The organism is Streptomyces sp. NBC_00670 (assembly GCF_036226765.1).
GTDB lineage: Bacteria > Actinomycetota > Actinomycetes > Streptomycetales > Streptomycetaceae > Streptomyces.
Genome location: NZ_CP109017.1, coordinates 4,708,133 through 4,721,190, shown reverse-complemented (window position 1 = coordinate 4,721,190; position 13,058 = coordinate 4,708,133). Strand labels below are relative to the sequence as shown.

Genomic DNA, 13,058 nt, shown 5'->3' with positions numbered 1-13,058 from the left:
CGGCTGACGGCAAGGGCCCCCGGACCGGATCCGTGCCTCGGCGGACCGATGGCTACACGTTGAACCTGAACTCGACCACGTCGCCGTCCTGCATGACGTAGTCCTTGCCCTCCATGCGGGCCTTGCCCTTGGCGCGGGCCTCGGTGACGGAGCCGGTCTCGACCAGGTCGTCGAAGGAGATGACCTCGGCCTTGATGAAGCCCTTCTGGAAGTCGGTGTGGATGACACCGGCGGCCTCGGGGGCGGTGGCGCCCTTCTTGATCGTCCAGGCGCGGGACTCCTTGGGGCCGGCCGTCAGGTACGTCTGGAGGCCGAGGGTGCGGAAGCCGACGTGGGCGAGGGTGGCGAGGCCGGGCTCGTCCTGGCCGACGGACTGCAGGAGTTCCAGGGCCTCGTCCTCGTCGAGCTCGGCGAGGTCCGCCTCCAGCTTGGCGTTGAGGAAGATCGCCTCGGCGGGGGCGACCAGGGCGCGCTGCTCGTTCTTGAAGTCCTCGTCGGTCAGCTCGTCCTCGTCGACGTTGAAGACGTAGAGGAAGGGCTTGGTGGTGAGCAGGTGCAGGTCGTGCAGGAGTTCGTTGCGCTCGGTGCCCTGGACGATGCCGTGCGCGAAGAGCGTGTCGCCCTTCTCCAGGATCTCCTTGGCCTCCTCGACGGCCTTCACCTTGGGCGCGGTGTCCTTCTTGATCCGCGACTCCTTCTGCAGGCGCGGCAGGACCTTCTCGACGGTCTGGAGGTCGGCGAGGATCAGCTCGGTGTTGATCGTCTCGATGTCGTCCTTGGGCGAGACCTTGCCGTCGACGTGCACGACGTTCTCGTCCTTGAAGGCGCGGATGACCTGGCAGATGGCGTCGGACTCACGGATGTTCGCGAGGAACTTGTTGCCCAGGCCCTCGCCCTCGCTGGCGCCGCGCACGATGCCGGCGATGTCGACGAAGTCGACGGTCGCCGGGAGCACGCGCTGGGAGGAGAAGATCTCGGCCAACTTCGTCAGGCGGGGGTCGGGGACGCCGACCACGCCGACGTTGGGCTCAATCGTGGCGAACGGGTAGTTGGCCGCGAGCACGTCGTTCTTGGTCAGGGCGTTGAACAGGGTCGACTTGCCGACATTGGGCAGACCGACGATTCCGATCGTGAGCGACACGTTGCGACTTCCCGTACGTGAGGATGAGGTGGTGGGGCGGTGGGGCGGTGGCCCGCTCCCGGGCGGCCCGGGGCCCGGTACTGCGGGGCCGGGCGGGGGTGCGGTGCGGGCCGATCCACCAGTCTACGGCGTGCGGCTGGGCGCGTTCGGCGGCGTCTCGAACGCGGCGGCGGGGACGTGCCGACGGCGTGTCTGTGGGGCCATTCGGCACATTGTCCGACCTAAGTTGGTCCGGTGGAGCAACACAGGACGCCGTCTGCCCGGTACGGACCGCGACGCGGGGCGCCGCTGCCCCCGCAGGGCGGGCGGCGGCCGGCGGTCGCGCCCGGCGTGCGCGACGTGCGCGGGCGCGGGGCGGGGGCGCGACGGCCCGGACCGTCGGGCTCGGGGGCCGCGGTCCGGCCTGCCGTCCGGCCTGCTGTCCGGCCTGCTGTCCGGCCGGTGGCCCGGCGGCTGCCCAACCCCCGGCTCACCGGGCTGGGCGGGGGGCTGTTCGCGGGGGCGGCGATGCTGGTGCTGGGGTTCCTGGACCGGGTGCTGTTCGGGGGCTCGTTGACGGCGTACGGGGTGCTGTTCCTGCCGGTGTGCGTACTGACGGCGCTCTGGATCCGGCCGGGCGACCTGCTGACGGCGCCGGTGGTGGCGCCGATCGCCTTCGGCACCGGTCTGCTCCCGGTGGTCCCCGGCGACGGCGGCCTCGGAGGCCGCCTCATGGCCCTGATCACCGCACTCGCGACACAGGCGGGGTGGCTGTACGGGGGGACGTTGGTAGCGGGGGTGGTGGTGGCGGTACGGGCGGTCGGCCGACGGCGGGCAGGGGCGGGTGCCCGTGCGGGCGGCGCGGCCCGGCCCGGCGGAGCCGGGGGTTCCGGCGGAGCCGGGAGGGGTGGTGCGGCGCGTCGGCCGGGGAGGCCGGCGGCGCGCTGAGCGGGAGGGGTGGCGCGGGGCGGCTCCCACGGCGCGCCCGCGTCGTGGTTACTCGCGCGGTTCCCCCCGCCCCTGGCCGGGGCGCGGTGCCTGTGTTTCGGGGGTCCAGGGGGCGGAGCCCCCGTCGGGGTTGAAGGGGCGGAGCCCCTGGGGATGGGAAGGGTAAGGGCGGCGGGGGCGAAACCCTGCTTGCGCGGGGCGCCTCAGAGTTGCTGGGCCGCCCTCATCGCCGCACCCACGATCCCCGCGTTGTTCTGCAGCTCCGCCGGAACGATCGCCGCCCTGATGCCCTCGACGTGCGGCAGGAACTTGTGCGCCTTGCGGCTCACCCCGCCACCGATCACGAACAGCTCCGGCGAGAACAGCATCTCCACGTGCGCCAGATACTTCTGCACCCGCCGCGCCCACCGCTCCCAGGACATGTCCTCGTCCTCCTTCACCTTGCTGGAGGCCCGCTTCTCCGCATCGTGACCGTTCAGCTCCAGGTGACCCAGTTCCGTGTTCGGAACCAACACGCCATCGGTGAAGACGGCACTCCCGATGCCCGTACCGAACGTCAGCAGGATCACCGTGCCCCGGCGCCCCCGCCCCGCTCCGAACCGCATCTCGGCGACCCCCGCCGCGTCGGCGTCGTTGAGCACCGTCACCGGCAGCCCACCCAGCCGCTCGCCCAGCAGCGCCCGCGCATCGGTGTCGACCCAGCTCGCGTCCACGTTCGCCGCCGTACGCACCGTGCTGCCGCCGGTGACGACACCCGGGAACGTGACCCCCACCGGCCCCGTCCACCCGAAGTGGTCGACGACCTGCTTCACGCCGTCGGCCACCGTGTCCGGCGTCGCCGGATGCGGGGTGAGCACCTTGCAGCGCTCCTCCGCGAGGTCGCCCTTGTCCAGGTCCACGGGGGCGCCCTTGATTCCGGAGCCGCCGATGTCCACACCGAAGATCTGCATGGGCTTACGTTACGTGGCGCTCCGTCAGCCCGTCGCCCCCTTGCGCTCCGCCACCAGGGCGGCCGCCTCCTCGCGGAGGTCCCGGCGCAGCTCCTTGGGCAGGGAGAAGGCGATGGACTCCTCCGCCGCCTTGACGATCTCGACGTCCTCGAAGCCGTGCCCCGTGAGCCATTCGAGCACTTGCTCGACGAGCACCTCCGGCACCGACGCCCCGGACGTCACACCCACCGTCGAGACGCCCTCCAGCCACACCTCGTCGATCTCGTCCGCGAAGTCGACCAGGTACGCGGCGCGCGCCCCGGCGAGCTTGGCGACCTCGACCAGCCGCTTGGAGTTCGAGGAGTTGCGCGAGCCGACCACGATGACGAGGTCCGCCTCGGCGCCCATCTGCTTCACGGCGAGCTGCCGGTTCTGCGTGGCGTAGCAGATGTCGTCGCTCGGCGGCGAGAGGAGCTGCGGGAACTTGCCCTTGAGGGCGTCGACGGTCTCCATGGTCTCGTCCACCGAGAGGGTGGTCTGGGAGAGCCAGACGACCTTCGACGGGTCGCGCACCTCCACGTTGGCGACGTCCTCGGGGCCGTCGACGAGCGTGATGTGCTCGGGGGCCTCGCCGGACGTGCCGATGACCTCCTCGTGGCCCTCGTGCCCGATCAGGAGGATGTCGTAGTCGTCCTTGGCGAACCGGACGGCCTCCTTGTGGACCTTGGTCACCAGGGGGCAGGTCGCGTCGATGGTGGCGAGGCGGCCCCGCTCGGCCTCCTCGTGGACGACCGGGGCGACGCCGTGCGCGGAGAACATCACGATGTTGCCCGGCGGCACCTCCTCCGTGCGCTCGACGAAGATCGCGCCCTTCTTCTCCAGGGTCTGCACGACGTACTTGTTGTGCACGATCTCGTGGCGGACGTAGACGGGGGCCCCGTACTGCTCCAGGGCCTTCTCGACGGCGATCACCGCGCGGTCGACGCCCGCGCAGTAGCCACGGGGGGCGGCGAGCAGGACACGGCGGCGGGCAGGCGAAGCGCTCATGTTCCCCATCGTAGGGCGTCACCGCGGACGGCCCGGGGGTGGACCGGGGCGGGCGGGGGCGCCCGGGGGGTCCCATGGCGCCCCGCTCCCGGGCGGCGCCGGCGGTGTTGTCGTACCCGGCCGTTACGCTCGGCGCATGGCTGTCAACACGTCCGCCGACACTCCACTGCCCGTGGGACAGGTGTCGCGGCTCATCGGGGGGTGGATCGACCGGCTCGGCGCGGTCTGGGTGGAGGGTCAGATCACCCAGCTCTCGCGCCGGCCGGGCGCCGGAGTCGTGTTCCTGACCCTGCGCGACCCGTCGCACGACATCTCGGTCGGCGTCACCTGCTACCGCCAGGTGTTCGACGCCGTGGCCGACGTGGTGAGCGAGGGCGCCCGCGTCGTCGTCCACGCGAAACCGGAGTGGTACGCACCACGCGGGCAGCTCTCGCTGCGGGCCGCCGAGATACGGCCGGTGGGCGTGGGCGAGCTGCTGGCGCGGCTCGAACAGCTGAAGAAGTCCCTCGCCGCCGAGGGTCTGTTCGCGCCCGGCCGCAAGAAGCCGCTGCCCTTCCTGCCCCAGCTCGTCGGACTGGTGTGCGGGCGGGCCTCGGCCGCCGAGCGGGACGTCCTGGAGAACGCCCGGCACCGCTGGCCCGCCGTCCGCTTCGAGGTGCGCAACGTGCCGGTGCAGGGCGTGCACGCGGTGCCCCAGGTCGTCCAGGCCGTCAAGGAGCTCGACGCGCACGAGGAGGTGGACGTGATCGTCGTGGCGCGCGGCGGCGGCAGCGTGGAGGACCTGCTGCCGTTCTCCGACGAGCAGCTCGTACGGACGGTCGCGGACTGCCGTACGCCGGTGGTCTCGGCCATCGGCCACGAACCGGACACCCCGCTCCTGGACTACGTGGCCGACCTGCGCGCCTCCACCCCGACCGACGCGGCGAAGAAGGTCGTACCGGACGTCGGCGAGGAGCTGGAGAAGGTGCGCGGGCTGCGCGACCGGGCCCGGCGGTGCGCACACGCGTTCGTCGAACGGGAGGAACGGGGGCTCGCGCACGCGCTGGCGCGCCCCTGCATGGAGGACCCGCACCGCATGGTGGACGAGCGGGCCGACCACATCGCCTCGCTGACCGACCGCTCCCGGCGCACGCTCGGGCATCTGCTCGGCCGCGCGGAGTCGGAGCTGTCGCACACCCACGCGCGCGTGGTGGCCCTGTCCCCGGCGGCGACGCTCAAGCGCGGGTACGCGGTGCTGCAACGGGCCGACGGGCACGTGGTGCGCGCCGCGCACGAGGTCACGGCGGACGAGCTGCTACGGGCGCGGGTGGCGGAGGGCGAGTTCTCCGTACGGGTGGAGAGCGACGGGAAGCAGTCGGACAGCGACGGCGGGAAGTGAGCGAGCGCATGACCAGCACGGACACCGGCACGGCCAAGGACGCCGGGAAGAAGAAGAGCGAGGCGCTCGGCTACGAGCAGGCGCGGGACGAGCTGATCGAGGTCGTCCGGCGGCTGGAGGCGGGGGGCACGACGCTGGAGGAGTCCCTGACGCTGTGGGAGCGCGGGGAGGAACTGGCGAAGGTGTGCCGCACCTGGCTGGAGGGTGCCCGCGAGCGCCTGGACGCGGCGCTCGCGGAGGAGGAGCACGACGGCGGGACGGAAGGGGGGCGCGAGGCGTAGGCCCCGCGCCCCGCACGGGACCTGTGCCCCGTGCCCCGCGCGGCTCAGGCCAGCCCCGGGCCCCGTACCGGGATGCTCGTGAACGTGGGCGGCTCGGCGGGGGCCTGGAAGAAGTCGTTGCCCTTGTCGTCGACGACGATGAACGCCGGGAAGTCCTCGACCTCGATCTTCCAGACCGCCTCCATGCCGAGCTCCTCGTACTCGACGACCTCGACCTTCTTGATGCAGTCCTGGGCGAGCCGGGCGGCCGGGCCGCCGATGGAGCCGAGGTAGAAGCCGCCGTGCGCGTCGCACGCGTCGGTGACCTGCTTGCTGCGGTTGCCCTTGGCGAGCATGACCTTGGAGCCGCCCGCCGCCTGGAACTGCTCGACGTAGGAGTCCATGCGGCCGGCCGTGGTCGGACCGAAGGAGCCGGAGGCGTAGCCCTCGGGGGTCTTGGCCGGGCCGGCGTAGTAGACCGGGTGGTCCTTGAGGTACTGCGGCATCTCCTCGCCCGCGTCCAGCCGCTCCTTGATCTTGGCGTGGGCGATGTCGCGGGCCACGACGAGCGGGCCGGAGAGCGACAGCCGGGTCTTGACCGGGTACTTGGTCAGCTCGGCGAGGATGTCGTCCATCGGCTGGTTGAGGTCGATCCTGACGACGTCACCGGACTCCTCCAGGTGCGCGTCGGTGGTCTCCGGCAGGAAGCGCGCCGGGTCGGTCTCGAGCTGCTCCAGGAAGACGCCCTCGGCGGTGATCTTGGCGACGGCCTGGCGGTCGGCGGAGCAGGAGACGGCGATGGCGACGGGGCAGGAGGCGCCGTGCCGGGGCAGCCGGACGACGCGGACGTCGTGGCAGAAGTACTTGCCGCCGAACTGGGCACCGATGCCGATCTTCTGCGTCAGCTCGAAGACCTTCTCCTCCAGCTCCTTGTCGCGGAAGCCGTGGCCCAGCGGGGAGCCCTCGGCGGGGATCTCGTCGAGGTAGTGCGCGGAGGCGTACTTGGCGGTCTTCAGGGCGTACTCGGCGCTCGTGCCGCCGACGACGATCGCCAGGTGGTACGGCGGGCAGGCGGCCGTGCCGAGCGAACGGATCTTCTCCTCCAGGAACTTCATCATGGAGCCCTCGTTGAGGACCGCCTTGGTCTCCTGGTAGAGGAACGACTTGTTGGCGCTGCCGCCGCCCTTGGCCATGAACAGGAACTTGTAGGCGCCGCCGTCGGTCGCGTACAGCTCGATCTGGGCGGGCAGGTTGGAGCCGGTGTTCTTCTCCTCCCACATGGTCAGCGGGGCCATCTGGGAGTAGCGCAGATTGAGGTTGTGGTAGGCGTCGTAGATGCCCCGGGACAGGGCCGCCTCGTCACCGCCCTCGGTGAGCACGTTCTGGCCGCGCTTGCCCATGACGATCGCGGTACCGGTGTCCTGGCACATGGGCAGCACGCCGGCGGCGGCGATGTTGGCGTTCTTCAGCAGGTCCAGGGCGACGAACTTGTCGTTGCCGGACGCCTCGGGGTCGTCGATGATGCGGCGCAGCTGGGCGAGGTGGGCCGGGCGCAGATAGTGCTGGATGTCGTGGATCGCCTCTTCGGCGAGCTTGCGCAGGGCCTCCGGCTCAACCTTGAGGAACGTTCGCCCGTCGGCCTCGAAGGTGGAGACACCCTCGGAGGTCACCAGCCGGTAGGGGGTGGTGTCCTCTCCCATGGGGAGCAGATCGGTGTACGCGAACTCAGGCATTCTCGCCCATTCCTCACTCGACGTGACGCGCCGCGGGCTTCCTCAGCGACGGCGGCCGGCCTCCATTGGCAGCGCCCACCAGCGTAGAACCTGCCGGTGAGGGGGAGGTTGTGAGGTAAGGCTCACTTCGCGCCCACCGCACACTCGCTCCATGGCCGGGCGGGAGTTTTCCACAGGCTTCGACAGGGGCTAGTCGCGATCTATCGCGTTTCGGTACGCTGCTGCCGTGGACCTGAAGAAGAGCCCCGCCCCGACCGATGCCCGGCCCGACTCCCCCGCCGGCGTCCGGCCCCTGCCGCCGACCGAGCTGCGCTGCTCGGACGCCGACCGGGACCGCATCGCCGACATGCTCCGCGACGCCCTGGCCGAGGGCCGGCTCACCGCGGACGAGCACGCCGAGCGCGTCGAGGGCGTGCTCGCGGCGAAGACGGTCGGCGAGCTCGACGCCTTCGTACGGGACCTGCCCGCCGCGCACGGCACCCGCCCGTCCGGCGCGGCCGCCCCGCCGCCGAGCCGCCCCTCCGCCGCGATACCCGCGGAGGCCGACGAGAACGTGGTGGCGGTGTTCAGCAGCGCGGTGCGCAAGGGCCGCTGGCGGGCAGGCCGGCGGATCCACGCCTACGCGGTCTTCGGCAGCGTCGAGATAGACCTGAGCGAGGCGCTGTTCGAGTACCAGCAGATCGTCGTGAAGGCGATATCCGTCTTCGGCGACGTGCAGATACGCGTCCCGGAGAACGTGTCGCTGCGCGGCACGGGCGGTGGTGTGCTGGGCAACTTCGAGGTCAGCCCGCTGGACTCGGGCGACCCGCAGGCGCCGGCGGTCTTCGTGGACGGCTGGGCGGTCCTGGGCAACGTCGAGGCGAAGCCCCGGCGGGGCCGGATGGTCGCGGACATCCTGGAGCGGGTGACGGACCGGGTCTCGCGCACGCTGGACCGGAAACTGGACCGGAAGTACGACGGCGGCTGGGAGCGCAGGGTGGAGCGGAAGCTGAGGCAGGCCGACCGCACGGTGGACCGCAAGCTGAGGCACGCCGATCGCAAGGTGCGGCGGCACCTCGGGCACTGAACCGGCAGGCGGCGGAGTCGGAACCCAACGCTTAGGCCCACGCACAACGGGTAAGGCTTGCTGCATCGTCTCTCGCTCGCGAAGCCGTCGTCAGGAGTAGACCGTGCTGCAACCGCCGCATTCGTCCCTGCAGGTCGCCGCAGTTCCGTCCCAGCGGGGGCCCGGGCGGGATCAGGACGCCCCGTGGCACACGGAGGCCGTGTGCCGGCGCGACGAGGCAGGACTGTTCTTCGCACCGTCCAAGGAGCCGACGGCCGCGCGGCTGTCGCGCGAGGAGGCGGCGAAGCGGGTGTGCGCGCGCTGTCCGGTGATGGTGGAGTGCCGGGAGCACGCGCTGATGCAGCCGGAGCCGTACGGGGTCTGGGGCGGACTGACCGCCGCGGAGCGCCGAGTTGTCCTCGCCCGCCGCCGCCGGCGGGACGTGGAACTGCAGAAGGCGGCGGGGGCGAGGATAGCGGCGGCGGGGTGAGCGGGCCGGCCCACTCACCCCCAAGGCGCCTCATGGCTCGGGAGGTTGTTGTCGGTCGGCGGGTGCGCGTCGTGCGTGGTTGCTCGCGCCCCTGACGGGGCGCGGGCACCCTGTCCCCGCCCCTCCCTACATCCCGCGATCGAAGTCGATCGCCGAGTACGCCCGGAGCTTGCTCAGGCGGTGGACGGAGTCGATCCGCCGCACCGTGCCGGACTTGGACCGCATGACGATGGAGTCCGTCGTGGCCGTCTCCGAGCGGTAGCGGACCCCGCGCAGCAGTTCGCCGTCGGTGATGCCCGTGGCGACGAAGAAGACGTTCTCGCCGGAGACGAGGTCGTCCGTGGTCAGGACCCGGTCCAGGTCGTGCCCGGCGTCGAGGGCCCGCTGCCGTTCGTCGTCGTCCTTGGGCCACAGCTTGCCCTGGATGGTGCCGCCCAGGCACTTGACCGCACAGGCCGAGATGATGCCCTCGGGCGTGCCGCCCACGCCCAGCAGCAGGTCGATGCCGGTGCCCTCGCGCAGCGCGAGGATGGAGCCGGCCACGTCGCCGTCGGAGATCAGCTTGATGCGCGCGCCGGTGGCCCGTACCTCCTCGATCAGGCCCGCGTGGCGCGGCCGGTCGAGGATGACGACGGTGACGTCCTCCGGCGTGGAGTTCTTCGCCTTGGCGACCCGGCGGATGTTGACCGGCACGGGGGCGTTGATGTCGACGTAGTCGGCGGCCTCGGGGCCGGTGACCAGCTTGTCCATGTAGAAGACGGCGGACGGGTCGAACATCGTGCCGCGGTCGGCGGCGGCGAGCACCGCGATGGCGTTGGGCATGCCCCCGGCGGTCAGCGTGGTGCCGTCGATCGGGTCGACGGCGATGTCGCACTCGGGGCCGGTCCCGTCGCCGACGTGCTCCCCGTTGAACAGCATCGGGGCCTCGTCCTTCTCGCCTTCGCCGATGACGACGACGCCGTTCATCGAGACGGTCGAGACGAGGGTGCGCATCGCGCGCACGGCCGCGCCGTCGGCCCCGTTCTTCTCGCCGCGGCCGACCCAGCGGCCCGCGGCCATGGCCGCGGCCTCGGTGACCCGGACCAGCTCCAGGGCGAGGTTGCGGTCGGGCGCCTCGGAGGGAACCTCGAGCTCGGACGGCAGGTGATGGTGGTTCTCGGTCATCGGAGCGCACCTTTCTGATACGGCGACGGCCGGATGAGGGTATGGGTCCGACTGTATCCCCAGGTGAGCAGAATGAGCAGGGGGCCCCACGGATGAGCGGGCCCGGGTACCTGCGACGATAGAGGCGTGGCAGGTACGAACGGCAAGCAGAAGACGGTCCGGGACATGATCCTCTCCCTGGCCCTCATCGGGCTGATGGCGGGAGTCATCTACCTCTTCATCCCGCACGACGACTCGAAGCCCGACGTCAAGCGGGTGAGCTACGACGTGGAGCTCCTCACCGCCCGGCGCGCGGCCTCGTATCCCGTCGCCGCGCCCGACGGCGGACTGTCCGCGAGCTGGAAGGCGACCTCGGTCCGGTTCGACGGCACCTCCTTCGACCACTGGCACCTGGGTTTCCAGGATCCGAAGGGTCAATACGTGGCGATCGAGCAGTCGACTCAGAAGGCGGCCCTGTTCATCGACGAGGCCAGCCAGGGCTCCCAGGCCACGAAGACCACCCAGGAGATCGGCGGCCGCACCTGGCAGCACTACACCGGCGGCCGCTACGACGCGCTCGTCCTCAAGGACGAGGACGACAAGGGCGCGACGACGGTGGTCACGGGCACGGCCTCGTTCACCCGCCTCGCCGAGATGGTGAAGTCGCTCAAGATGGCGTGAGCCCGGCCGTCCGCGTCATGCTCCCCGGGAATACCGCCGCGTTCCGCGCACGCTCACGTTCTTCGGAGGTACGACGACGATGACGACGACGCACACTGCTGACCACGGCAACCAGGACGACGGCAGCCGGGACGACAGCAACCAGGACGACGGCCGCGACTACCGCATCGAGCACGACTCCATGGGCGAGGTCCGCGTGCCCGCCCGGGCGAAGTGGCGGGCGCAGACCCAGCGGGCCGTGGAGAACTTCCCCGTCTCCGGGCAGCGCATCGAGCGCGCCCACATCGAGGCGCTGGCCCGCATCAAGGGCGCCGCGGCCAAGGTGAACGCGGAGCTCGGGGTCGTCGACAAGGACGTGGCGCAGGCCATCGCGGACGCCGCCGCCGAGGTCGCCGAGGGGCGCTGGGACGAGCACTTCCCGGTCGACGTGTTCCAGACCGGCTCCGGGACCTCGTCGAACATGAACACCAACGAGGTCATCGCCACTCTCGCCACCGAGCGACTGGGCCGGGACGTGCACCCCAACGACCACGTCAACGCCTCGCAGTCCTCCAACGACGTCTTCCCCTCCTCCCTGCACATCGCGGCCACCGCGGCCGTGACCCGGGACCTCATCCCCGCGCTCGAACACCTGGCCGCCTCGCTGGAGCGCAAGGCGGAGGAGTTCGCGGACGTGGTGAAGTCCGGCCGTACGCATCTGATGGACGCCACGCCCGTCACGCTCGGCCAGGAGTTCGGCGGGTACGCGGCGCAGGTGCGGTACGGGGTGGAGCGGCTGAGCGCCTCGCTCCCCCGGCTGGCCGAGCTGCCGCTGGGCGGTACGGCGGTGGGCACCGGCATCAACACCCCGCCCGGCTTCTCCGCCGCCGTCATCGCCGAGGTCGCCCGGGCCACCGGGCTGCCGCTCACCGAGGCGCGCAACCACTTCGAGGCGCAGGGCGCGCGGGACGGCGTCGTCGAGACCAGCGGGCAGCTGCGGACCATCGCCGTCGGCCTGACGAAGATCGCCAACGATCTGCGGTGGATGTCCTCCGGGCCGCGCACCGGGCTGGCCGAGATCAGCCTGCCCGATCTGCAGCCGGGGTCCTCGATCATGCCGGGGAAGGTGAATCCGGTCATTCCCGAGGCCGTGCTGATGGTCGCGGCGCAGGTGACCGGCAACGACGCGACGGTCGCGGCGGCCGGGGCCGCGGGCAACTTCGAGCTGAACGTGATGCTGCCGGTCATCGCGAAGAACGTGCTGGAGTCGGTGCGGCTGCTGGCGAACGTGGCGCGGCTCCTTGCGGACCGGACGGTGGACGGGATCGTGGCGCACCGGGAGCGGGCGCGGGAGTACGCGGAGTCCTCGCCGTCGGTGGTGACGCCGTTGAACAAGTACCTGGGGTACGAGGAGGCGGCGAAGGTGGCCAAGAGGTCCTTGGCCGAGCGGAAGACGATTCGGGAGGTCGTGGAGGAGGGGGGGTATGTGGAGCGGGGCGTGCTGACGGCGGAGCAGTTGGACGAGGCGCTCGACGTACTCCGGATGACCCGTCCCTAGCGGTTCCCCGCGCCCCTGAGGGGCGCGCCTAGTATTTCCGCATGGCAGAGGACGGAGCCGTAAGGCAGACGGAGCGGGGTGCCGGGGTGCCCCGGTGGGAGACCGGGACGCCCATTCTGTGGCGGTATCGCGAGAACGGCGGGGACCGTGTTCACATCGCCCGGCCCGTCACCGTCGTGCGGGACGACGAGGAACTGCTCGCCGTCTGGCTGGCGGCCGGCACCGAGTGCGTCCGGCCCGCCCTCGCGGACGGCAGGCCCGTGCACCTGGAGCCCCTGGCCACCCGGTACACCACGCCCCGCACCACCCACCGCGGCCGCTGGTTCGGCACCGGCGTGCTCAAGCTGGCCCGGCCCGGTGAGCCCTGGTCGGTGTGGCTGTTCTGGGAGCCGGGCTGGCGGTTCAAGAACTGGTACGTCAATCTGGAGGAGCCGCTGACCCGTTGGTCCGGCGGTGTGGACTCCGAGGACCATTTCCTGGACCTGTGCGTCTACCCGGACCGCAGCTGGGGCTGGCGCGACGAGGACGAGTTCGCGCAGGCCCTGCGGGACGGCCTGCTGGACGCGGCGGACGCCGACCGGGTGCGGGAGGCCGGCCGGGCGGCGCAGGAGAGGGTGCAGGCGTGGGGCGCACCGTTCACGGACGGCTGGGAGCACTGGCGCCCGGACCCCGCCTGGCCGGTACCGGCGCTGCCGGACGACTGGGACCGTACGCCCGCCCCGGCGGCCCGGTGAGGACGGCCCGCAC

13 protein-coding genes are annotated in these 13,058 nt (G+C 71.6%); 8 read left to right on the top strand and 5 right to left on the bottom strand.

The window, feature by feature from the left end:
- Window positions 1–52: 52 nt before the first annotated feature.
- Window positions 53–1,141, bottom strand: a complete 1,089-nt coding sequence (ychF, locus tag OIE12_RS21085) for a redox-regulated ATPase YchF (protein WP_329137587.1) — start codon at window positions 1,139–1,141, stop codon at window positions 53–55.
- Between the two features lie 441 nt (window positions 1,142–1,582).
- Between ychF and OIE12_RS21080 the strand changes: the two genes are divergently transcribed.
- The gene (locus tag OIE12_RS21080) at window positions 1,583–2,068 is read left to right on the top strand and encodes a DUF6542 domain-containing protein (RefSeq protein ID WP_443053876.1); all 486 of its coding nucleotides are present in this window, start codon (window positions 1,583–1,585) and stop codon (window positions 2,066–2,068) included.
- Window positions 2,069–2,271: 203 nt separating this feature from the next.
- On the opposite strand, the gene ppgK is transcribed toward OIE12_RS21080, so the two are convergent.
- Entirely contained in the window at window positions 2,272–3,018 is a 747-nt protein-coding gene (gene ppgK / locus OIE12_RS21075) for a polyphosphate--glucose phosphotransferase (RefSeq protein ID WP_329137584.1), read from the bottom strand.
- Window positions 3,019–3,042: 24 nt separating this feature from the next.
- Complete coding sequence (locus OIE12_RS21070) at window positions 3,043–4,053, bottom strand: 4-hydroxy-3-methylbut-2-enyl diphosphate reductase (protein WP_329137582.1); 1,011 nt, start codon at window positions 4,051–4,053, stop codon at window positions 3,043–3,045.
- A 127-nt stretch (window positions 4,054–4,180) separates the two neighbouring features.
- Here OIE12_RS21070 and xseA point away from each other — a divergent pair, with 127 nt between their 5' ends.
- Entirely contained in the window at window positions 4,181–5,422 is a 1,242-nt protein-coding gene (xseA, locus tag OIE12_RS21065) for an exodeoxyribonuclease VII large subunit (protein WP_329137580.1), read from the top strand.
- 8 nt (window positions 5,423–5,430) lie between these two features.
- A complete protein-coding gene (locus OIE12_RS21060; protein WP_329137578.1) occupies window positions 5,431–5,703 on the top strand; it encodes an exodeoxyribonuclease VII small subunit in 273 nt (90 codons plus the stop codon).
- A gap of 44 nt (window positions 5,704–5,747) precedes the next feature.
- Here OIE12_RS21060 and OIE12_RS21055 read toward each other — a convergent pair whose 3' ends face one another.
- The gene (locus tag OIE12_RS21055; RefSeq protein ID WP_329137576.1) at window positions 5,748–7,415 is read right to left on the bottom strand and encodes a fumarate hydratase; all 1,668 of its coding nucleotides are present in this window, start codon (window positions 7,413–7,415) and stop codon (window positions 5,748–5,750) included.
- Window positions 7,416–7,641: 226 nt separating this feature from the next.
- Here OIE12_RS21055 and OIE12_RS21050 point away from each other — a divergent pair, with 226 nt between their 5' ends.
- Both OIE12_RS21050 and OIE12_RS21045 read left to right on the top strand, forming a co-directional pair.
- Window positions 7,642–8,481, top strand: coding sequence for a DUF1707 SHOCT-like domain-containing protein (locus tag OIE12_RS21050; RefSeq protein ID WP_443053875.1), 840 nt, complete (start codon window positions 7,642–7,644; stop codon window positions 8,479–8,481).
- Window positions 8,482–8,584: 103 nt separating this feature from the next.
- Window positions 8,585–8,950 (top strand): WhiB family transcriptional regulator, encoded by a 366-nt coding sequence (locus OIE12_RS21045; RefSeq protein ID WP_329137574.1) that lies wholly within the window; start codon window positions 8,585–8,587, stop codon window positions 8,948–8,950.
- Window positions 8,951–9,076: 126 nt separating this feature from the next.
- Here OIE12_RS21045 and glpX read toward each other — a convergent pair whose 3' ends face one another.
- On the bottom strand, window positions 9,077–10,114 hold the full coding sequence (gene glpX / locus OIE12_RS21040) for a class II fructose-bisphosphatase (RefSeq protein WP_329137572.1): 1,038 nt from the start codon (window positions 10,112–10,114) through the stop codon (window positions 9,077–9,079).
- A 126-nt stretch (window positions 10,115–10,240) separates the two neighbouring features.
- Here glpX and OIE12_RS21035 point away from each other — a divergent pair, with 126 nt between their 5' ends.
- The 3 genes from OIE12_RS21035 (at window position 10,241) to fomD (ending at window position 13,045) form a co-directional block, all read left to right on the top strand.
- Window positions 10,241–10,774 (top strand): DUF4245 domain-containing protein, encoded by a 534-nt coding sequence (locus tag OIE12_RS21035; RefSeq protein WP_329137570.1) that lies wholly within the window; start codon window positions 10,241–10,243, stop codon window positions 10,772–10,774.
- Window positions 10,775–10,853: 79 nt separating this feature from the next.
- Window positions 10,854–12,311 (top strand): class II fumarate hydratase, encoded by a 1,458-nt coding sequence (locus OIE12_RS21030; RefSeq protein ID WP_329137568.1) that lies wholly within the window; start codon window positions 10,854–10,856, stop codon window positions 12,309–12,311.
- 41 nt (window positions 12,312–12,352) lie between these two features.
- Window positions 12,353–13,045, top strand: a complete 693-nt coding sequence (gene fomD, locus OIE12_RS21025; RefSeq protein ID WP_329137566.1) for a cytidylyl-2-hydroxypropylphosphonate hydrolase — start codon at window positions 12,353–12,355, stop codon at window positions 13,043–13,045.
- Window positions 13,046–13,058: the final 13 nt, after the last annotated feature.